Origin of the sequence: Pseudomonas spelaei (assembly GCF_009724245.1) — a bacterium.
Lineage (GTDB): Bacteria > Pseudomonadota > Gammaproteobacteria > Pseudomonadales > Pseudomonadaceae > Aquipseudomonas > Aquipseudomonas spelaei.
This window is the reverse complement of sequence record NZ_WNNK01000007.1, coordinates 252,850-273,138: the sequence shown is the minus strand read 5'-3', so window position 1 is coordinate 273,138 and position 20,289 is coordinate 252,850. Positions and strand designations below refer to the sequence as shown.

Here is a 20,289-nt window from a genome sequence, read left to right as displayed (position 1 = left end):
TTGATCAGGCGCTGATAGCCACCAGGCTCAGCAACTGCCCCTCATGTACCGAAAACTGCGCCTCCAGCTCCGTGCCATGGCACCACTCATCCGACAGATCCGTCAGCAGCCGCAATCGCGCATGCCCTGTCTCGGACCACTCCACAACCTCGGCATGTTCAAAGTAGAAGCGCTTCTGCACGATGGGGTAGAGCGCCTTGAACAGGCTTTCCTTGGCTGAAAAGGTCAGGGTCACCCACTGTGCAACCTGAGCTCGCGGGCCACTTGCCATGCGCTGCAACTCATCCGGCGTCAGGATCTCCCCGGCAAGCCGCTCGGCCCGTTCAAGCGTCAACACATTTTCCAGATCCATCCCCAGTCCGCGCCACTGCGCCTTATGCGCAACGATGGCCGCCGCGTGCCCGGTGCTGTGGGTGATCGAACCGCAGATATGTTCAGGCCATACGGGCGCACGGTCCTCGCCAATGGCCGGGACACAATCTAACCCTTCAAGTTGTTGCAGGGCCGCGCGGGCACAGAGCCGTCCGGCCAGGAACTCGGCCTGACGCTTGGCCACCGAGCGCTGGATACTGGCGGGCGGCGGCACAGCGCTGCGCAGGAAGTCGCCGGCGACCAGCAGGCTCGGATCAAAGCGGGTGCTCAGGAGCACCGTGCCTGGTAAAGGATCGGGCAGCGGCCAATGGGCGTCGAGTGGAGAGCAGCAGGCAGGTAGGGGATTCATGCCGGGTATTTTGCATGGGCAGGAGGGACCATGGAAGACTCAATGTAGCCGCTGTCGAGGCACGAGGCTGCGATACGGTCCGCAGGGCCGTCCTCGGGGGCTGCTTCGTCGGAATGCCGCACCAAACCCATCGCAGCCTCGTGCCTCGGCAGCGGCTACGGGACTCCGGTTCAGCCCAGGTTCAGAGAGTGTTCAGGGGGAGTTCAGGGGCGCCTGCGTAGTCTGGGCCCGTACCCAAAGCCCAAAGCGTACGAGGTAGCACTATGACGACGTTCAAGAAGCTGATGTTGGCGGTTACCATGCTCAGTGCCAGTGCCGCAGTCCAGGCGTCTGACGGTAGCCTGGTGATCCAGGACAATAACCGGGTCAAGAAATCCAGCAGTGTGAGTGCAGGTCTTGATCACGTCAGCTTCAATGATGCCGGTGGTCAGCGCTCTACCTGGGGCCAGCCTCTGGGTCGGGCGACGCCGTCGTCGCCCTATTACGCAGGATACGAGAACCTGTCCGGCCGTTTTAACGGCACTAAACTACGCCAGCAAGACCTGCAGGGCCGCTATGATGTACCCCTGCCGGAAAGTTGATTTGCCTTGGAGAGCTTTATGAAATTGCTGGTTGTGGAAGATGAGGCGCTGTTGCGTCATCACTTGCTGACCCGACTCACCGACAGCGGTCACGTGGTTGAAGCCGTGGCCAATGCCGAGGAGGCGTTGTACCAGACCGGGCAATTCAACCATGACCTGGCAGTCATCGACCTGGGCCTGCCGGGCATGAGCGGGCTGGACCTGATCCGCCAGTTGCGGGCCCAGGCCAAGACGTTCCCGATCCTGATCCTGACGGCCCGCGGCAACTGGCAGGACAAGGTCGAAGGCCTGGCGGCGGGTGCCGACGATTATGTGGTCAAACCGTTCCAGTTCGAAGAGCTGGAAGCGCGGATGAACGCGCTGCTGCGTCGCTCCAGCGGTTTCACCCAGTCGACCATCGTCGCCGGCCCCTTGCTGCTGGACCTTAATCGCAAGCAGGCCTCCCTCGAGGAGCAGCCACTGGCACTGACCGCCTACGAATACCGGATCCTTGAATATTTGATGCGTCACCATCAACAGGTGGTGGCCAAGGATCGCCTGATGGAACAGCTCTACCCCGATGACGACGAGCGTGATCCGAATGTGATCGAAGTGCTGGTCGGCCGTCTGCGTCGCAAGCTGGAAGGGCCGGCGGGTTTCAAGCCGATCGACACCGTGCGTGGCCTGGGTTACCTGTTTAACGAGCGCTGCCGTTGATTCGCTCGTTACGTGTGCGCCTGATGCTGGCGGCCACCACCTTGGCCGTATTGTTCATGCTGGCGTTGCTGCCAGCGATGCAAGGCGCCTTCAGCCTGGCCTTGCAGGACTCCATCGAGCAGCGTTTGGCGTCTGACGTAACGACCCTGATTTCTGCGGCACGTGTCGAAAACAACCGCCTGTTGATGCCGGCGCAATTGCCGGATGAACGCTTCAACCTCACCGACAGCCGCCTGCTGGGTTACATCTATGACCGTGAGGGCCATCTGGTCTGGCGTTCGCGGGCGACCCAGGAAGAAAACATCAACTACAAACCGCGCTATGACGGGCGCGGTAATGAGTTCGCCAGGATTCGCGAAGCCAACGGCCAGGAATTCTTTGTCTATGACGTCGAGGTCAAGTTGCTGGGGGGCAAAAGTGCAGCCTTCAGTATCGTCGCCCTGCAACCGGTGCGCGAATACCAACTGACCCTCGAAGGCCTGCGGGAGAACCTCTACCTGGGCTTTGGCGCGGCGTTGCTGGTGTTGCTGACGTTGCTCTGGATCGGCTTGACCTGGGGATTGCAAGCGTTGCGGCGGCTGAGCCAGGAGTTGGACCAGATCGAAGGTGGCACCCGCGAAAGCCTCAGTGAAGAACACCCTCGGGAGCTGTTGCGCCTGACCGGATCCCTCAACCGTCTGCTCCATAGCGAGCGCGAACAACGCACCCGCTACCGCGACTCCCTGGATGACCTGGCCCATAGCCTGAAAACCCCGCTGGCCGTCTTGCAGGGCGTCAGCGAAGACATGGCCCAGCGCCCCGAAGACCGCGATCAGGCCTGGGTACTGCAGTCGCAGATCGAACGCATGAGCCAACAGATCAGCTATCAACTGCAGCGCGCCAGCCTGCGCAAAAGTGGCCTGGTGCGTCACCAGGTGCGCTTGCAGCCGGTGTTGCAAAGCTTGTGCGACACGCTGGACAAGGTCTATCGCGACAAGGCTGTCCACGTTGCCTTTGTGCTGCCGGAAGCCTGCGATGTGCCCATCGAGAAGGGCGCCTTGCTGGAGTTACTCGGCAACCTGCTGGAAAACGCTTATCGCCTGTGCCTCAGCGAGGTACGTGTCACCCTGCAAGAAAGCCTGGAAGGCATCGAACTGTGCATCGAAGATGATGGCCCAGGCGTGCCACCGGACCAGCGTGCGCGGATCCTGCAAAGGGGTGAGCGGCTGGATCGCCAGCATCCGGGGCAGGGGATTGGTTTGGCGGTGGTCAAAGACATCATTGAAAGCTACGGCGCACGGCTGACCCTTGGGGATTCGCCGTTGGGGGGCGCGGCGTTCAAGATTCACTTTCCGGCGGTTTGATTTTCGTTGGATTCACCGGCCCTATCGCGGGCAAGCCCGGCTCCCACATTGGAATGCGGTCAACTGTGGGAGCCGGGCTTGCCCGCGATGGGGCCAGTCCAGGCAATACATCTCTAACTTTCCTGCGCCCGATACGCCCCCGGCGTCAGCCCGGTCCATTTCTTGAACGCCCGATGAAACGCCGACGGCTCCGAAAACCCCAGCTGTTCGGCGATTTCCTGCAGCGACAAATCCGCTCGCCCCAGGTGGAAAATCGCGATGTCGCGCCGCAACTCATCCTTGAGTGCCTGAAAACTGGTGCCTTCCTCGCGCAAATGCCGGCGCAAGGTTTGTGGGCTGATATGCAGGTGTTGGGCGACGGCTTCCAGATCCGGCCAAGGCGTGCGGTCGCGACTCAGTAAGCGCCGCAACTGGCTGCTCAAGCTATCACCCTCATCGGGACGCGACAGCAGGTCGGCGGGGGAGCGCTCAAGGAACAGTTTGAGGGTACGTTCGTCCTGCAGCAGCGGCAGGCTCAAGTAACGGCTATGAAACACCAGGCTGCTGGTGGAAGCGCCGAACACCTGGGGGCAGGGGAACAGCAAATCGTACTCGCCACTGTGGGCTGGCATCGGGTAGCTGAACGTCGCCTGGTCCAGGCGAATGCGCTGGCCGATCAGCCAACTGCCGAGGCGATGCCAGATCACCAGCAGGCATTCACTCAAGAAGTGATCCGGGTCCCACAACTGGGAGTCGTCCAGGCTCAGGCGGGCCATATCGCCTTCACGCGTCAGGTGCCAGCGCGGACCTTGCGGGAATAGGCTATAAAATAATAAGCCGCGCTCCAGCGCTTTCTCCAGGGTACGGCAGTGGATCAGCGCGTGGCACATCATGGCGAAGGTGCCGCGCTTGCTCGGACCTTCGGCAAACCCCAGGTATTCGTCATCCAGCTCCAGCCAGAGCATTTGCAGCAGCCGGGTGAATTGCTCTGGCGCGATGCGGGCACGAGGTTCGCTGAGCAGCTCGGGTGTGATGCCTACCTGTTGCAGTACGCCCGAGTAATCGTAGCCGGCCCGACGTGCACCACCGAGGGCGGCCCGGGCGTAATGACTGGCGATGGTACGTTCACGCATGAAGGGGCCTCGTCCTTTGAGTGGCGGATGTTAGCCATCACCCTTGGGTACCACAAGGCGGATATCCGCCAAATTGTAGGACGAGATTGGCTGGGTTGGCGGAAGTCCGCCACTTTCTCCACCCTCATGACGGCGTCCAGGCAACCATAATCCCTGATGTCTAAAGGCCTTCAGGGTTTTTCAGCAAAGTGGCACGGTGTTTGCGATACAGGTGAGAGATCTGCCCTGCGCAGCTCGCACAACAAATCCCTCCAGTGCAGGAGGGTTCGCAATTCTAGTGTCGTGGGCAATGGCGGATATTTGCCACACGGGACGTTTGAGGAACTTTGCAATGACGACTCGTCAGCCACTGTACAAATCCCTGTATTTCCAGGTGATCGTTGCCATCGTTATCGGTATCTTGCTCGGTCACTTCTACCCGCAGACCGGCGTGGCCCTCAAGCCTCTGGGTGACGGGTTCATCAAACTGATCAAAATGGTCATCGCCCCAATCATCTTCTGCACCGTAGTCAGCGGTATCGCTGGCATGCAGAGCATGAAATCGGTTGGCAAAACCGGCGGCTACGCGCTGCTGTACTTCGAAATCGTCTCCACCATCGCCCTGCTGATCGGCCTGGTCGTGGTTAACGTTGTGCAACCGGGCGCCGGCATGCACATCGACGTGGCTACCCTGGATGCTTCGAAAGTCGCGGCCTACGTGACTGCCGGTGCTGACCAGAGCATCGTTGGCTTCCTGCTCAACGTCATCCCTAACACCATCGTCGGCGCATTCGCCAACGGCGACATCCTGCAAGTGCTGATGTTCTCGGTGATCTTCGGTTTCGCCCTGCATCGCCTGGGTGCCTACGGCAAGCCGGTGCTGGACTTCATCGATCGCTTCGCCCACGTGATGTTCAATATCATCAACATGATCATGAAGCTCGCGCCAATCGGTGCCTTGGGCGCCATGGCGTTCACCATCGGTGCCTATGGCGTGGGTTCGCTGGTGCAACTCGGTCAGCTGATGATCTGCTTCTACATCACCTGCATCCTGTTCGTGGTCGTGGTGCTGGGCGCCATCTGCCGCGCTCACGGCTTCAGCGTGCTGAAACTGATCCGCTACATCCGTGAAGAGCTGCTGATCGTACTGGGCACTTCCTCCTCTGAATCCGCACTGCCACGCATGCTGATCAAGATGGAACGCCTGGGTGCGAAGAAGTCGGTAGTGGGTCTGGTGATCCCGACCGGCTACTCCTTCAACCTCGACGGTACTTCGATCTACCTGACCATGGCGGCCGTGTTTATCGCCCAGGCGACTGACACCCACATGGACATCACCCACCAGATCACCCTGTTGCTGGTGCTGCTGCTGTCCTCCAAGGGCGCTGCTGGCGTGACTGGTAGTGGTTTCATCGTACTGGCGGCCACCTTGTCGGCCGTGGGCCACCTGCCGGTTGCCGGCCTGGCGCTGATCCTGGGTATTGACCGCTTCATGTCCGAAGCCCGTGCCCTGACCAACCTGGTGGGCAATGCTGTGGCAACCCTGGTGGTGGCCAAGTGGGTCAAGGAACTGGACGAAGACAAGCTGCAAGTCGAGCTGGCTTCCGGTGGTCGTGGTATCTCCGACACCCGTGAAGAAGATGACCTGGGCGTAGCCGAAGGCCCGGCTCCTGTCATCAAGTAAGCTGTACTGGTCATGAAAAACCCATCTTCGGATGGGTTTTTTTATGCCTCAGTCAATGCTATTGAAAGTTTATGTAATTGCCGCTCACCGCCAACACTGCCTACTCTGTGCGCAATCGAATCGGAATCGGAGCTCCCATGTCAGGTCCTTTGGCGTCCCTCAAAGTGCTGGATTTTTCCACCTTGCTCCCGGGCCCATTCGCCTCGTTATTGTTGGCGGACATGGGCGCTGAGGTACTGCGCATCGAATCGCCCACCCGCATGGACCTGCTGCGAGTGCTACCGCCCCATGACCATGGCGTCTCGGCCAGCCACGCTTACCTGAATCGCAACAAGCGCAGCCTGGCCCTGGACCTCAAGCAGGCCGAAGCCGTGGAGATCGTTCGGCAACTGGTGAAAGATCACGACATCGTCCTTGAGCAGTTTCGCCCCGGTGTCATGGAGCGGTTGGGCCTGGGATACGAGGCCTTGAAGGCGATCAATCCGAAGCTGATCTACGTGTCGATCACCGGCTACGGCCAGACCGGTCCCTACAAGGACCGCGCCGGCCATGACATCAACTACCTGGCCCTGTCCGGTGTGGCCAGCTACACCGGGCGCCGGGACAGTGGGCCGTTGCCTTTGGGCGTCCAGTTGGCAGACGTCGGCGGTGGCTCCCTGCATGCGGTGATCGGCCTGTTGGCGGCGGTGATCGCCCGGCAACAGAGTGGCGTCGGCCAGTATCTGGACGTGAGCATGACCGACTGCGCCTTCAGTTTTAACGCCATGGCTGGTGCCGGTTATCTGGCCTGTGGCGTGGAGCCGGAGTGGGAAAATCAAGTGCTCAATGGCGGCAGCTTTTATGACTACTACCGCTCGCGGGATGGCCGCTGGCTATCGGTGGGCAGCCTGGAGCCGGCCTTCATGCAGCAACTGTGTGCGGCCCTGGGGCGCCCGGAACTGGCCGCCCAGGGGTTGTCGCCCAAGCCTGAGCAGCAGAAGGCGCTCAAGCAACAACTGCAGATTGAGTTCGAGAAGCGCAGTTTTGCTGAGCTATGCGCGTTGTTCGCGGCAGCGGATGCCTGTGTCGAACCGGTGTTGAGCTTGAGCGAAGCCCTTGAGCATCCCCAATTGAAAGCCCGGGAAGTGGTCAGCCAGGTGCCTCGGGGCGATGGTTCGACCCAGGCGCAAATGGCTTGCCCGCTGAAGTTCTCGCAAGGCTTGCCGGCGCCCAGGCATATTGGCGCGGCGGTGGGGGCTCACAGTGATGAAGTGTTGGCGGAGTTGGGGTTCAGTGCTCGGCGGATAGATGAGCTGCGGCGTGCCAAGGTGATTAAGTAGCGCCTGGCCCGACGCCATCGCAGGCAAGCCAGCTCCCACATTTGACTGAGTTGTCTGGATGAGCATCGATCAAGTGTGGGAGCCGGGCTTGCCCGCGATGAGGCCCTCAAAAACGCTACAAAACCTTATTCGACGCGGGTTTCCCCGGTAAACACCAGTGTCTCCCGACACCGCCTGCACAAATACCGCCGCCCCTGGCTCACCAACCCATGGCGCTGGGCCGAAAACGGGAAGTCGCTGTCGGCACACGGGCAACGGTAGATATAGCGGGTCATCCGCCGCCGCTGGATTTCATAGGTATGGCAGCGGTCAGGCGGCAGTTCGTACACCCCACGCATGATCAGTTGCCATTCCTCGCCATGGGGCTGGATGCGCTCGCCGAACAATTGGTGGGCAATCAGGTGCGCCACTTCGTGGGCGACGGTCTGTTTGAGGAAGTGTTGGCTGTTTTCACGGTACAACTGCGGGTTGAAGCGCAACAGGTTCTCGTGCAAATGCGCGACACCGGCTTTCTGGCCTCGCAGCTTGAGGCTGACCTGAGGGCGTTTGAAACTTCGTTTGAAAAAGGATTCGGCTTGTTGGAAACAATCTTCGACGCGGGTATTGAGTTGCTCGGGCATGCTGTACATATCTCCAGAGATGTCCAGTATGCCGCAAACAAGGGTGGATCCGAATCTGTCAGGCGCCGAATGGTCATGCATAACGCACAAAGCCACCTTGCGGTGGCTTTTCCTGCGAGGTGAAGTCGCCTAATTGGTGTAGATCGGCCCGACGCCCAGCCCCCAGACGATCACGGTAAACGCCATGATCGCCACCAGCACCACCAGGCCCACGGCCAATACCGAGCTGGAAAACAGGAAGCCTTCGTCCGGGTTGATGTTCATGAAGGTCGGCAGCCCCACATACAGCAGGTACACCGTGTAACAGATGGCGGCCGTGCCGACGACCATGCCCAGCCACATGTGCGGGTACAGCGCCGCCAACCCACCGAGAAACAGCGGTGTCGCGGTGTAGGTGGCAAAGGCTACGCAGCGCGCCATGCTTGGGTTGGCATCGTAGGTGCGGGCCATCCAGTGAACGAAGGCGCCCATGACCGCCACGCCACCGAGCATCGCCAGGTACGACATGACGGTCATCCACAAGGCGCTCTCCACGGTCAGCATGACCGGTGCGCGACTGCCGATGACCCAGCCGACCTGGGTGGTACCGATAAAGGCTGATACGGCGGGGATCGCCGCGAGAATCAGCGTGTGGGTGAGGTACATGTGGCTGATGCTTTCTTCCTTGTCGCCACGAATCTGCCGCCATTCCTGATCGGGGTGGGTGAAAAGCCCCACAACGTGATGGATCATGCCAGTCACTCCTGTCGTTATTACCATCGCCCCCCAGTGGAGCGCCCACGGGCCAATTGGCCTGAAAGGTCTGGATATATGTGCGACCTTATGTCGCAGTATAGAAACTGATGACCGGAAAAACTGTGGGGCTTTAGAGCGAATTGCACTGTAAACAGGGCGCTTAATCGCGCTGAGGTCTGTCAGGAGTAATACCGACAACTGTGGGAGCTGGCTTGCCTGCGATGCAGACACCTCGGTGCTTCAGACAAACCGAGTTGATCCCATCGCGGGCAAGCCCGGCTCCCACATAAGCCGGCTCCCACACTGGAATGGCGTCGCTCATAGCAGGTTTTTTGCGTAAAATACCCGGCTTTTCGTCACACACCTTTCGCGGATCCAAGCGCCATGGGCACTCTTACGGTCAACCAGAACAAACTGCAAAAACGCCTGCGTCGCCTGGCCGGTGAAGCGGTCGCCGACTTCAACATGATCGAGGAGGGCGACAAGGTCATGGTCTGCCTGTCCGGCGGCAAAGACAGCTACACCTTGCTCGATGTGCTGATGCACCTGCAAAAGGTCGCGCCCATCAAGTTCGACATCGTCGCCGTGAACATGGACCAGAAGCAGCCCGGGTTTCCCGAGGATGTGCTGCCGGCCTACCTCAAGGCATTGGGGGTCGAGTACCACATCGTCGAAAAAGACACCTATTCGGTGGTCAAGGAGCTGATCCCGGAGGGCAAGACCACCTGCTCGCTGTGCTCACGCCTGCGCCGTGGCACGCTCTACACCTTTGCCGACGAGATTGGCGCGACCAAGATGGCTTTGGGGCATCACCGTGATGACATCGTCGAAACCTTCTTCCTCAACATGTTCTTCAACGGCTCGCTCAAGGCCATGCCGCCCAAACTGCGGGCCGATGACGGGCGCAATGTGGTGATCCGTCCGTTGGCGTATTGCAACGAGAAGGACATCCAGGCGTACTCGGACTTCAAGCAGTTCCCGATCATTCCGTGCAACCTCTGCGGCTCGCAGGAAAACCTGCAACGCCAGGTGGTCAAGGAGATGTTGCTGGAGTGGGAGCGCAAGACCCCGGGCCGTACCGAAAGCATCTTCCGCAGTTTGCAGAACGTGATCCCGTCGCAGTTGGCCGACCGCAATCTGTTCGACTTCACCAGCCTGCGTATCGACGAAACCGCAGCTTCACGTTTCGTCAACGTAGTGAACCTCTGAGCCTTTCAATCGCTCTGACAGACGGCGCTCCTGGGCGCCGTTTTCATTTCAATCCGTAGGAGAGGGCATGCGCGATTACAAGTGGCTGCACGAATATTGTCTGAACCGTTTCGGTTCGGCGGCCGAGCTGGAGGCCCATCTGCCTGTGCCCAAGACAGCGGCGCAATTGCGCAAGATCAGTGATGACCGCTACCTGTCGACCCTATCGCTGCGGGTATTCCGCGCCGGGCTCAAGCACAGTGTGGTGGACGCCAAGTGGCCGGCGTTCGAGCAGGTGTTCTTTGGCTTTGATCCGGAAAAAGTCGTGCTGATGGGCGCCGAGCACCTGGAACGGCTGATGCAGGACACGCGGATCATCCGCCATCTGGGCAAGCTCAAGAGCGTGCCGCGCAATGCGCAGATGATTCTGGATATCGAGAAGGAAAAGGGCAGCTTTGGCGCACTGATTGCCGACTGGCCAGTGACCGATATCGTCGGCCTGTGGAAATACCTGAGTAAGCACGGACACCAGTTGGGTGGGTTGTCGGCCCCGCGCTTTTTACGCATGGTCGGCAAGGACACCTTTGTGCCCAGCTATGACGTGGTGGCGGCGCTGAATGCGCAGAAGATTGTCGACAAGGCGCCGACCAGCCTGCGGGACCTGGCGACGGTGCAGGGCGCGTTCAACCAGTGGCACGCCGAGAGTGGGCGGCCTATGTGTCAGTTGTCGATGATGTTGGCCTACACCGTCAACCATTGACCTGTAGGAGCGAGCAAGCCCGCTCCTACATTTCGCCCGCCAACCGCCGATCCAGCTGGAACCGCCAGCGCACATAAATCATTGCCGTGCAGAACACTGCCAGACTGGCGAGCATTTCCAGCACACCAAACCACTGCCGGTTCGGGTCATAGGCTGCCAGCGCGCCCTTGATGAAGTACAGGTTCACCACAAAACACATCCACGAATGCCCACGGGCGCTGCCGATCACCATGCCTGGCGCCAGCAACAACAGCGGCACCAGCTCGATCAACAGGATCACCCAAGGTCGCGCGCCATGCAGGTCGGCAAACACCAGGTAATAGGCGCACAGCAAACCGACCAGGCCGAGAAAACTCACCAGGCTCAGGGCCCGTGCCACCTTGACTCGTGGTTCCAGCCAGGCCTGGGGCGGCAGGACTTTAGGCTTCTTGGCCACGGCCGCTCTCCAGTTTCATCGCGGTCTTCGCCAGGCGCTGGCCAAGGGCACGGCACAGGGTGATTTCATGTTGGTCCAGCGCCCGTTTGCCGTCGGCACCGGCATGGTGGCTGGCCCCGTAAGGCGTGCCGCCGCCCTGGGTGTCGAGCAGTGCCTGTTCGCTGTAGGGCAGGCCGGTGATCAGCATGCCGTGATGCAGCAGCGGCAGTAGCATCGACATCAGGGTGGTTTCCTGGCCGCCGTGCAGGCTCGCGGTGGAGGTGAACACACCGGCGGGTTTGCCGACGAGGGCGCCGGTCAGCCACAGGTTGATGGTGCCGTCGAGAAAGTACTTCAGCGGTGCGGCCATGTTGCCAAAGCGAGTTGGGCTGCCCAGGGCCAGGCCCGAGCAGTTTTTCAGGTCATCCAAGCTGGCGTACAACGGGCCTTCGGCCGGAATGCTGGGGGCCACCGCTTCGCATTCGGTGGAGATTGCCGGCACGGTGCGCAGTCGCGCTTCCAGCCCGGCCTGCTCGATGCCTCGGCCAATCTGCCGGGCCATTTCACTGACCGAGCCGTTGCGGCTGTAATACAGCACCAGCACGTACGGCGCGCTCACGGCAGAATCTCCAGGATTTTTTCCGGTGGGCGGCCAATCACGGCCTTGTTGGCGGTTTCCAGGATCGGGCGTTCCATCAGTTTCGGATGAGCGGCGATGGCGGCGATCAGCTGCGCTTCGCTCAGGCTGGCATCGGCCAGGTTGAGGGTGCTGTACTCGTCTTCGCCAGTGCGCAGCAGTTGCCGGGCACTGATCTGCAACTTGTTCAGCAAGGCCTGCAGGTGCGGGGCGTCAAGCGGGGTTTCCAGGTAGCGCACCACGGTTGGCGCCAGGCCACGGGCTTCCAGCAGTTGGAGCGCACCGCGGGATTTCGAGCAGCGCGGGTTGTGATAAAGCGTCAGATCGGTCATGTGCGGGTCGCATCTTGCGTAAGGTGGCGGGTATTCTACCTGCGCTGCGTGAAGTCCTGAACCTTGAGAGGCGATAGGCCGCAGTTCATGTTCATTTTTGCTTGAAGGAATACCCCATGACGAGGCGACTGTTAGGCGCATTGTTTATCACCACGACGTTGCTGCTCAGCGGCTGCGGCAATGACTATGGCGTTGACCAATACGGTCAGAAAGTGGCTGCCGAACGCCTGGACAAGCAATGGCTGGTGGTCAATTACTGGGCTGAATGGTGTGGTCCGTGCCGCACCGAGATTCCGGAACTCAACGCGTTGGCCGAGCAACTCAAAGGCCAGTCGGTGGGAGTGTTTGGCGTCAACTTCGACAACGCACAGGGTGAGGAACTCAAGAGCGCCAGTGACAAGCTGGGCATCAAGTTCACTGTGCTCGCGCAGAACCCCGACGGGATATTCGATATTCCCCGCAGCGAAGCCTTGCCGGTGACGTACATCATCGATGACAAGGGCAAGGTGCGTGAGCAGTTGATGGGTGAGCAGACGGCGCAAGGGGTGTTGGCCAAGATCAAGGCGTTGCGCGGTTAAAGTGGGGGAGTGGCGGTGCGACGAGCGAACACGGTCAAATCGTCGCACCGCCGCTCCCACATGTTGATCCGCAGTGCTTTATAAAGCGCGAATCAGCCCTCTTCCAGCCACAACCGCAATGGCTTGCCTTCGGCTGGCCAGAAACGGGTTTGCTCGATAGGCGAGATGTCCCAGCGTTCCACGGTTTGCAAGGCCTCGAAGAAACGGTGCTCCTGCTCCATCAACGCCTCGGCGCAGAGTTTGCGGGTGCTGCCGACCTTGCCGAAGCTCAGTTTGTCGCCGTCCAGGGTGTACGGCGCAAACCAGTGGTTGCAGCCGCCATTGCCATACGCACGGCCGTCGGAGCCGAGGGTGACGGTCAAGTGGGCGTAGTCCATCAGCGGCCGTTCGCCGATCCACTCCAGCACATAGCTGTGATCCTGCTGGAGCTTGACCGGCTCACCGGCGCACCCGGCCAGGCCTGCTCCCAGCGCGGCGAGCAGGAACAACGGCTTCATTGAGCCGCCTTCCGGCATTTCGGGCAGCGGTGTTTGTCACCGACCGTGGCCCAGCCCAACTCGGCGATCCGCGCAGTGGCGGCCGGTTGCAGGGGCTCCTTGGTCAGCTTGGTCTCTACCGAGAACTCAAACTCCAGCTTGGCGTCACAGCTGTCGCAGTTGACGTTCCAGGTGTGAATCTCCAGCTCGCCGAACTTCGGCCCCTGGGCCATGGCGACCCATTGGCCTGCCGGCTTGAGGGAATAGCGGGCGTCGCCTTCAACGGTCAGGCGCATCGACAGGGTCTTGCTGCCGCGCAGGGTGACGATCAGCACATCACCGTTTTTAATCGAGCCACCGTTGCCGGTGACTTGATAACGGCCCGGCACCAGGGCGCGGCATTCGATCAGGGTGTGTTGCGGGCTCAGCAAGCTGAAGCGGAAATCGTGTTCGGCCATGGATCCTCCAAATAGGCGCGGCATCCTATCACGGGCCGCAGCCCATCATCGTCCCGGTATGTGACCATTGATCAGCCTTCGACCACGTTCTGCGGTAGCCCACAGGCCCATGCCGCGATGTTCGCCAGGGTAGTGCCGGCAATCGCCGCCAGGGCCTCGCGGGTCAGGAACGCCTGGTGCGCGGTGATGATCACGTTGGGGAAGGTCAGCAGGCGCGCCAGCACGTCGTCTTGCAGCGGCAAGTCCGAGCGGTCTTCGAAAAACAGCTGCGCCTCTTCTTCATAGACATCCAGTCCCAGATAGCCCAGTTGGCCCTTCTTGAGCGCCTCGATCAGCGCGGGTGTATCCACCAGGCCGCCGCGGCCGGTATTGATCAACATGGCGCCGGGCTGCATATGGGCCAGGGACCGGGCGTTGATCAAGTGTTTGCTGTCGGGGGTCAGCGGGCAATGCAGGCTGATGATCTGCGCCTGGGCCAGCAGCTCGGACAGGGTCACATAGCGGGCGCCCAGCGCTTCGACCTGGGGATTGGGACAGGGATCGTACGCCAGCAAGGTACAGCCAAACCCGGCCATGATTTTGGCGAAGGTCGCGCCGATCTGCCCGGTGCCGACCACGCCGACGGTCTTGCCCACCAGGTCGAAGCCGGTCAGGCCGTGGAGGCTGAAGTCGCCATCGCGGGTGCGGTTATAGGCGCGGTGCAGGCGGCGGTTGAGGGCCAGGATCAGCGCGACGGCATGTTCGGCCACCGCATGAGGCGAGTAGGCCGGCACACGGACGATGGTCAGGCCCAGGCGTTTGGCGGTGGCCAGGTCGACATGGTTGTAACCGGCCGAACGCAGGGCGATCAGCCGCGTGCCGCCTTGGGCCAGGTGTTCCAGCACGGGCGCGCTGAGGTCGTCGTTGATAAAGGCACACACCACCTCGTGATGTTCCGCCAGGGCCACCGTCTCCAGGTTCAGGCGCGCGGGCTGGAATTGCAGCGCCATGCCTGCGGGTAACGCTTCGCCCAGGAAGCTGTCACGGTCGTAGGCCTGGCTGCTGAAGAGGATGATGCGCATCAAATTGTTCCTTAACTTGGGGGGCTCAGGCGCTGACCCGCGCCTCACTGGCCAGTCGTGTAATCGCCAGGTCCAGCTCATCCAGGGCCGCCATGGCCCTGGCGTCATCCTGCTTGAGCAGGGTTTCGGCCCGTTGGCAGGCCGCACGCAATTGCGGGACGCCGCAGTAACGGGTGGCGCCATGCAGCCGGTGTACCCGTTCGATCAAGGCATTGTGGTCTCTGGCTTCTCGGGCGATGCGAATGGCTTCGCGGTCGGCTTCCAGGGAGGCCAGCAACATGGCGAGCATGTCGGCAGCCAAGTCGGCCTTGCCGGCCGCCAGGCGCAAACCTTCCTCGTGGTCGAGGACCGGCAGTTGAGCTGCGGGGACAACCGCTTCCGTACCGCGCTCCAGGCCTTGATTGCGCAGGGCCAAGCCTGTCCACTTCAGCACCACCTGCGCCAGTTGGCGTTCACTGATGGGTTTGGTCAGGTAGTCATCCATGCCGCTTTGCAGCAGGGCACGTTTTTCATTGGCCATGGCGTGGGCGGTGAGGGCGACCACCGGCAACGGTGTGCCGTGACGCTCGCTTTCCCACTGGCGAATTGCTTCGGTGCTTTGGCGGCCGTCCATGCCGGGCATCTGTACGTCCATCAGCACCAGGTCGAAGGTTTCCTTTTTTACCGCGTCGATCGCAGCGTAACCGCTCTCCACCGCGAAGACCTTGGCGCCCATGTCTTCCAGCAGCGTTTGCACCAGCAGCAGATTGGCCGGGTTGTCATCGACACACAGCACTCGTGGCGCACGGCTGGACAAGGGCTCGCCCGGTTCGCTGCGCATCGGGCGCGGGCTGATCAGGTCGGCCAGGGCCCGTCGCAATTTGCGGGTGCAGGCCGGCTTGGCCTGCAATTGGCTGTTGGGGTTGGGGACCGACTCGTTGAACAGCATCTGTTCGGTGGTCGGGCACAGCACCAGAACCTTGCAGCCCAAGTGTTCGAGGTCCCAGAGATGCTGGTTCAGGCGTTCCGGCGGAATGTCATTAGCGGTGATGCCCAGTACTGCCAGGCCAATCTCCTGCTCGGTCTGATGGGCGCTGGTGATGCCGTTGGTCAGACTCTCCAGGGTGTTGAACAGGGTCACTTCCAGGCCGCAGTCTTCCAATTGATGTTGCAGGGCCTGGCGCGCCAGTTCGTGGTTTTCCAGCACGGCCACGCGTCGCCCCAGCAGCGGCGGGGCGGGCAGGTCCTCGGCATCGTCACGGGTTTTGGGCAGGTTGAGGCTGATCCAGAATTCCGAGCCTTCTCCAGGTGTGCTGTCGACGCCGATTTCGCCGCCCATCTGTTCGATCAGGCGCTTGGAAATCACCAGGCCCAAGCCGGTGCCGCCTGGTTGTCGGGACAGCGAGTTGTCGGCCTGGCTGAACGCCTGAAACAATGCCCGTACGTCCTGGCTGGAGAGGCCGATGCCGGTGTCCTGGACACTGATGCGCAGTTGCACACTGTCTTCCTGCTCGTCTTCGAGCATGGTCCGGGCGACGATGGTGCCTTCGCGCGTGAACTTGATCGCGTTGCTGACCAGATTGGTCAGAATCTGCTTGAGTCGCAAGGGGTCGCCCACCAGCGCCAGCGGTGTGTCGCGGTAGACCAGGCTGACCAGTTCCAACTGCTTGGCATGGGCGGCCGGGGCGAGGATGGTCAAGGTGTCTTGCAACAGGTCCCGCAGGTTGAACGGAATGCTGTCGAGCACCAGTTTGCCGGCCTCGATTTTCGAGAAATCGAGGATCTCGTTGATGATCCCCAACAGGTTGTCGGCGGATTTTTCGATGGTCCCCAGATAGTCCAACTGACGGGGCGACAGCTCGCTTTTCTGCAACAGGTGGGTGAACCCCAGGATGCCGTTCAGCGGTGTGCGGATTTCATGGCTCATGTTGGCCAGGAATTCCGACTTGATCCGGCTGGCCTCCAGCGCTTCCTTGCGGGCCAGGTCCAGCTCGATGTTCTGGATTTCGATGGTTTCCAGGTTTTGTCGCACGTCTTCGGTGGCCTGGTCGATGCTGTGTTGCAATTCTTCCTGGGCGTTTTGCAGGGTCTCGGCCATGCGGTTGATGCCCGAGGCCAGTTGATCCAGTTCCTGGCTGCCCAGCGGCGGCAAGCGGGTTTCCAGGTTGCCGTCCTTGAGTTGGGCGACGGCTTGTTTGATCTGGCCGATAGGCGAGTTGATCGTGCGGCTGATGCGCAGGGCCAGTGCGGCGGTGCAGATCAGGCCGATGGCGATCAACAGCAGGCTGGCAAACAGGCTGCGATAGCCGCGCAGCAACATGCCGTTGTGGGAAAGCTCCAACTCGACCCAGCCCAGCAGGCGGTCGGCCTCATCGGGAATCAGTTCGCCGGCCAGGTTGCGATGGCGGCCAAAGACCGGCATCAGATAGCGGGTTGCATCATTGCCGGTGCGTTGCAGCAGGTGGGAACTGTTGCCGATGGGCGGCTGATTGAGCATGGTCGGGCCGGCATGGGCCAGGGGCGTGCGGTCCGGGCCAAGGAAGGACACGGCGCGTACGTCCGTTTGTTCCAGGGACTGTGTGGCAATGCGTTCCAGGAGGTCGGTGTTCTTGGTGCCCAGGGCTGGGGCTACCAGGGGTGCCAGCTGTTCGGCAATCATCTCGCCGCGATTGAGCAACTGCGTCTGCAGCTCCGACAGCTGCATCCAGGTGAAATAGCCACCCAGCAGCAATGCCATCAGGCTGGTAGGCAATAAGGTCAGCAACAGTACGCGGCCTTTTATCCCCATTCTTCTAAGCACGCCACTCTCCTGCTACCACGCTGTTGTCGAAATTCTGCGCAGGCATCCGGCCCGCGCCACCTGCGCAGTGTAGCCATTTGCGCGGTGTGGAATCTTGCAAATTAATGACGTGAGGCACACATCGGGCCATTGAACGCTCGGTGGCGGTTGCTCATGGGCAGGCAATCTTGAATAATCAGTCATTGAGAATGACTTGCAGACGCTAATGAATCCCGCAGCAATTGGCCTTCCCAGCATCCTGACCATTGAAGATGACCCCGTACTGGGCGCTTATGTCCATGAGCAACTGGGGCGCTGTGGTTTCCAGGTGACCTGGTGCCAGAACGGCCAGGCAGGCCTGAAAATGGCTCGCGAGCAGGCGTTCGACGTGGTGTTGATGGATATTCTGTTGCCGGGAATGGACGGTCTGTCGGTCCTTACCCATTTGCGCCAGAGCCATTCGATCCCGGTGATCCTGATGTCGGCCCTGGGCGCGGAAGCCGACCGCATCAGCGGCTTTCGCCTGGGAGCGGATGATTACCTGCCCAAGCCGTTCAGCATGATTGAGCTGCGGGTGCGTATTGAGGCCATCCTGCGGCGGGTGGCCCTGGATCGACGACCACTACCGGCTCTTGCTGCCGTGCGCAACGATGCCCGTAGTTTGTGTTTTGACGATGAGCTGTGTGACGTTGTTCACCAAGAGCAATGGGCCGGCCTGACCCGCAGCGAATACCGCCTGTTGGAGACCCTGCACCGCAATGGTGAAGAGGTGCTCAGCAAGGCGTTCCTTTATCAGCATGTGTTGCAGCGCGGCTATGCGCCCCATGATCGCAGCCTGGACATGCACGTCAGTCAGATCCGCCGCAAGCTCAAGACTATCGGTTACACCGAGCGTGAAGTGCGCACCGTGTGGGGCAAGGGCTACGTGTTGAGCGGTCTCGATGAAGGGGCTTGAGTCTTCACTCAAGCGACTGCCGGGCAAGCACTCGTTATTCTGGAAGTTGGCCTGCCTGCTGATTGCCTTCTGCCTGCTGATGATCTGGCTCAGTTGGTCGTGGGGCCGATATATGGAGCAGCAGGGCGCCTTTTTGTCCGATGACGCCCGTGCCACCTTGAGTGGGTATGCGGCCGGTGCGGAGCGGGCCTGGAACACCGGGGGCAGTACCGGCGTGGATGCCTGGCTGCAAACAATGGGCACGCGTGAGTCCACTTGGCTGGGGGTGATAGGCAACGACCTGCAATCTCTGAGCAGCTACCCGCTGACTGACAAGGAAAGCCAGCGCCTGACCTTTCTGCGGGGCCTGGACTGGCCCGTGAGTCGGCACGCCAAGGGCTTGCCGTGGCTGAAAATTCCGTTCCCTGTTGATCCCGGCGCCGGTGTGCTGGTCATCGAGTTACCGCAACGTTTCATGCCTGGGCGCTATCAGTTGTTCTGGCGCGTGGTTACCAATGGCGTGATCCCCGGTTTATTCACCCTGTTGCTCTGTGTGGGGCTCTATCGATTGCTGATCATGCCCCTCAATCACCTGCGCGAGCAGGCCAACGCCTGGCGGGCTGATCAACTGGCCACCCGTCTTTCCCATGACGCCACCAGCCGTCAGGATGAGCTGGGTGAACTGGGCCGTGCCTTCGATCACATGTCCGAGCGGCTGCAAAGCACCGTGTCTGTGCAGCAACAATTGTTGCGTGACCTGTCCCATGAGCTGCGCACGCCGCTGAGTCGCCTGCGGGTGGCCTGTGACAGCGAGCAGGATCTGCCTCAGTTGCGGGAGCGCCTGGGCCGGGAGATCGACGGTATGCAGCGCCTGGTGGAGGACACCCTGCAACTGGCCTGGCTGGACACCGAGCGTGCGCCGCTGCCTCAGGAAGAGATCCAGGTTCAGGCCTTGTGGGACATGCTCAGGGAAAACGCCTGTTTTGAAAGCGGCTGGCCTGTTTCACGCTTGCCGTGCGGGCTGGAAGCCGATTGCTGGGTACGCGGCCACCTGAACTCCCTGGCCCAGGCTCTGGAAAATATCCTGCGCAATGCGATTCGGCACTCGCCGGAGGCGGGAATTGTGCGTCTGGATGGGCGCCGCGAAGGGGGCGAGTGGCACTTGTGGCTGCAAGATCAGGGCGGGGGAGTCGATGAGGAAGAGTTGGAGCGTATCTTCGCACCTTTTACCCGGTTGGATGGTTCCCGCCCTGGAGACGGCGGCTTTGGCCTGGGCTTGAGCATTGCTCGCAACGCGGTGCAGCGCCAGGGCGGTCGCCTGTGGGCGGAAAACGCCGGGCAAGGCTTGCGGGTGCATATGCGCTTGTCGGCCCGATAGCGTCAGGGCCTGCGCAACTTGCGCTTCTTCCACTGCCGCGCGACCCACCAGCGCCAATACAGCATGGTCAAGCAATAGCCCAGGGCGCCCAGCACCAATCCCATCACCACCGAGCCCAACAGGAAGGGTTGCCAGAGCGTCGACAACTGCCCGCTGATCCACTCCCAGGTCAATTCGTCGGGAAGGCTGCGGGGGGGGAGATTCATCAGCCATGCCCCGGTCATATAGGTGCAGAAGAATATGGGTGGCATGGTGATCGGGTTGGTCAGCCACACCAGGCTCACCGCAATGGGCATATTGCCGCGTACCGCGATGGCCAGGACGGCGGCCAACAGCATTTGCAGTGGCATGGGAATAAACGCGGCGAACAGGCCGACCGCCATGGCCCGGGCAACCGAGTGGCGGTTGAGGTGCCAGAGGTTCGGGTCATGCAGCAACTTACCGAGAAAGCGTAAGGATTTGTGTTCCCTGATACTGGTCGGATCGGGCATGTACCGTTTGAATAAGCGCCGTGGCATAAGGGG

General features: G+C 61.0%; 22 protein-coding genes. 10 read left to right on the top strand and 12 right to left on the bottom strand.

The window, feature by feature from the left end; translation table 11 throughout:
- Positions 1-4 precede the first annotated feature (4 nt).
- Positions 5-721 (bottom strand): 4'-phosphopantetheinyl transferase family protein, encoded by a 717-nt coding sequence (locus GNF76_RS11090; RefSeq protein ID WP_155583192.1) that lies wholly within the window; start codon positions 719-721, stop codon positions 5-7.
- A gap of 263 nt (positions 722-984) precedes the next feature.
- Here GNF76_RS11090 and GNF76_RS11085 point away from each other — a divergent pair, with 263 nt between their 5' ends.
- The 3 genes from GNF76_RS11085 to GNF76_RS11075 are packed head-to-tail and all read left to right on the top strand — an operon-like array spanning position 985 to position 3,341.
- On the top strand, positions 985-1,302 hold the full coding sequence (locus GNF76_RS11085; RefSeq protein ID WP_155583191.1) for a hypothetical protein: 318 nt from the start codon (positions 985-987) through the stop codon (positions 1,300-1,302).
- 18 nt (positions 1,303-1,320) lie between these two features.
- The gene (locus GNF76_RS11080; protein ID WP_155583190.1) at positions 1,321-1,998 is read left to right on the top strand and encodes a response regulator transcription factor; all 678 of its coding nucleotides are present in this window, start codon (positions 1,321-1,323) and stop codon (positions 1,996-1,998) included.
- Positions 1,995-3,341, top strand: a complete 1,347-nt coding sequence (locus GNF76_RS11075; RefSeq protein ID WP_155583189.1) for an ATP-binding protein — start codon at positions 1,995-1,997, stop codon at positions 3,339-3,341. Before GNF76_RS11080 ends, GNF76_RS11075 begins: the two co-directional genes overlap by 4 nt.
- Positions 3,342-3,454: 113 nt before the next feature.
- Here the strand turns inward: GNF76_RS11075 and GNF76_RS11070 are convergent, their stop codons facing one another.
- Positions 3,455-4,453, bottom strand: a complete 999-nt coding sequence (locus tag GNF76_RS11070) for an AraC family transcriptional regulator (protein WP_155583188.1) — start codon at positions 4,451-4,453, stop codon at positions 3,455-3,457.
- Between the two features lie 331 nt (positions 4,454-4,784).
- Between GNF76_RS11070 and GNF76_RS11065 the strand changes: the two genes are divergently transcribed.
- Positions 4,785-6,116: a dicarboxylate/amino acid:cation symporter gene (locus GNF76_RS11065; RefSeq protein ID WP_155583187.1), complete on the top strand. Its 1,332-nt coding sequence runs from the start codon at positions 4,785-4,787 to the stop codon at positions 6,114-6,116.
- Positions 6,117-6,253: 137 nt separating this feature from the next.
- Entirely contained in the window at positions 6,254-7,435 is a 1,182-nt protein-coding gene (locus GNF76_RS11060) for a CaiB/BaiF CoA transferase family protein (protein ID WP_155583186.1), read from the top strand.
- A gap of 125 nt (positions 7,436-7,560) precedes the next feature.
- On the opposite strand, the gene GNF76_RS11055 is transcribed toward GNF76_RS11060, so the two are convergent.
- Together GNF76_RS11055 and GNF76_RS11050 are read right to left on the bottom strand one after the other, a co-directional pair.
- Positions 7,561-8,055, bottom strand: a complete 495-nt coding sequence (locus GNF76_RS11055; protein WP_155583185.1) for a SprT family zinc-dependent metalloprotease — start codon at positions 8,053-8,055, stop codon at positions 7,561-7,563.
- Positions 8,056-8,184: 129 nt separating this feature from the next.
- The gene (locus GNF76_RS11050) at positions 8,185-8,787 is read right to left on the bottom strand and encodes a Yip1 family protein (protein WP_155583184.1); all 603 of its coding nucleotides are present in this window, start codon (positions 8,785-8,787) and stop codon (positions 8,185-8,187) included.
- 387 nt (positions 8,788-9,174) lie between these two features.
- Between GNF76_RS11050 and ttcA the strand changes: the two genes are divergently transcribed.
- Together ttcA and GNF76_RS11040 are read left to right on the top strand one after the other, a co-directional pair.
- Positions 9,175-9,999: a tRNA 2-thiocytidine(32) synthetase TtcA gene (gene ttcA, locus GNF76_RS11045; protein ID WP_155583183.1), complete on the top strand. Its 825-nt coding sequence runs from the start codon at positions 9,175-9,177 to the stop codon at positions 9,997-9,999.
- Positions 10,000-10,066: 67 nt separating this feature from the next.
- Positions 10,067-10,738, top strand: a complete 672-nt coding sequence (locus GNF76_RS11040; protein ID WP_155583182.1) for a DNA-3-methyladenine glycosylase I — start codon at positions 10,067-10,069, stop codon at positions 10,736-10,738.
- Between the two features lie 25 nt (positions 10,739-10,763).
- On the opposite strand, the gene GNF76_RS11035 is transcribed toward GNF76_RS11040, so the two are convergent.
- The 3 genes from GNF76_RS11035 to arsC are packed head-to-tail and all read right to left on the bottom strand — an operon-like array spanning position 10,764 to position 12,122.
- Entirely contained in the window at positions 10,764-11,174 is a 411-nt protein-coding gene (locus GNF76_RS11035; RefSeq protein ID WP_178123277.1) for a DUF2069 domain-containing protein, read from the bottom strand.
- On the bottom strand, positions 11,158-11,772 hold the full coding sequence (gene wrbA, locus GNF76_RS11030; RefSeq protein WP_178123276.1) for an NAD(P)H:quinone oxidoreductase: 615 nt from the start codon (positions 11,770-11,772) through the stop codon (positions 11,158-11,160). Before wrbA ends, GNF76_RS11035 begins: the two co-directional genes overlap by 17 nt.
- Positions 11,769-12,122 carry an arsenate reductase (glutaredoxin) gene (gene arsC, locus GNF76_RS11025; protein WP_155583181.1) on the bottom strand — a complete coding sequence of 118 codons (354 nt, stop codon included), beginning with the start codon at positions 12,120-12,122 and terminating at the stop codon, positions 11,769-11,771. The genes wrbA and arsC overlap by 4 nt, the downstream gene beginning before the upstream one ends.
- Positions 12,123-12,238: 116 nt before the next feature.
- On the opposite strand from arsC, the gene GNF76_RS11020 reads away from it, so the two are divergent.
- Positions 12,239-12,700: a TlpA family protein disulfide reductase gene (locus GNF76_RS11020; RefSeq protein WP_155583180.1), complete on the top strand. Its 462-nt coding sequence runs from the start codon at positions 12,239-12,241 to the stop codon at positions 12,698-12,700.
- 92 nt (positions 12,701-12,792) lie between these two features.
- Here GNF76_RS11020 and GNF76_RS11015 read toward each other — a convergent pair whose 3' ends face one another.
- The 4 genes from GNF76_RS11015 to GNF76_RS11000 form a co-directional block, all read right to left on the bottom strand.
- Positions 12,793-13,197, bottom strand: coding sequence for an META domain-containing protein (locus tag GNF76_RS11015; protein WP_155583179.1), 405 nt, complete (start codon positions 13,195-13,197; stop codon positions 12,793-12,795).
- Entirely contained in the window at positions 13,194-13,634 is a 441-nt protein-coding gene (locus GNF76_RS11010) for a hypothetical protein (protein ID WP_155583178.1), read from the bottom strand. Before GNF76_RS11010 ends, GNF76_RS11015 begins: the two co-directional genes overlap by 4 nt.
- Positions 13,635-13,705: 71 nt before the next feature.
- Entirely contained in the window at positions 13,706-14,695 is a 990-nt protein-coding gene (locus GNF76_RS11005) for a 2-hydroxyacid dehydrogenase (protein ID WP_155583177.1), read from the bottom strand.
- A gap of 25 nt (positions 14,696-14,720) precedes the next feature.
- Positions 14,721-17,474: a response regulator gene (locus tag GNF76_RS11000; RefSeq protein ID WP_178123275.1), complete on the bottom strand. Its 2,754-nt coding sequence runs from the start codon at positions 17,472-17,474 to the stop codon at positions 14,721-14,723.
- A 205-nt stretch (positions 17,475-17,679) separates the two neighbouring features.
- On the opposite strand from GNF76_RS11000, the gene GNF76_RS10995 reads away from it, so the two are divergent.
- A complete protein-coding gene (locus tag GNF76_RS10995) occupies positions 17,680-18,408 on the top strand; it encodes a response regulator transcription factor (RefSeq protein ID WP_155583176.1) in 729 nt (242 codons plus the stop codon).
- Entirely contained in the window at positions 18,395-19,765 is a 1,371-nt protein-coding gene (locus GNF76_RS10990) for a sensor histidine kinase (protein WP_155583175.1), read from the top strand. Before GNF76_RS10995 ends, GNF76_RS10990 begins: the two co-directional genes overlap by 14 nt.
- 2 nt (positions 19,766-19,767) lie before the next feature.
- On the opposite strand, the gene GNF76_RS10985 is transcribed toward GNF76_RS10990, so the two are convergent.
- Positions 19,768-20,283 (bottom strand): DUF2062 domain-containing protein, encoded by a 516-nt coding sequence (locus GNF76_RS10985; protein ID WP_155583174.1) that lies wholly within the window; start codon positions 20,281-20,283, stop codon positions 19,768-19,770.
- Positions 20,284-20,289 lie beyond the last annotated feature (6 nt).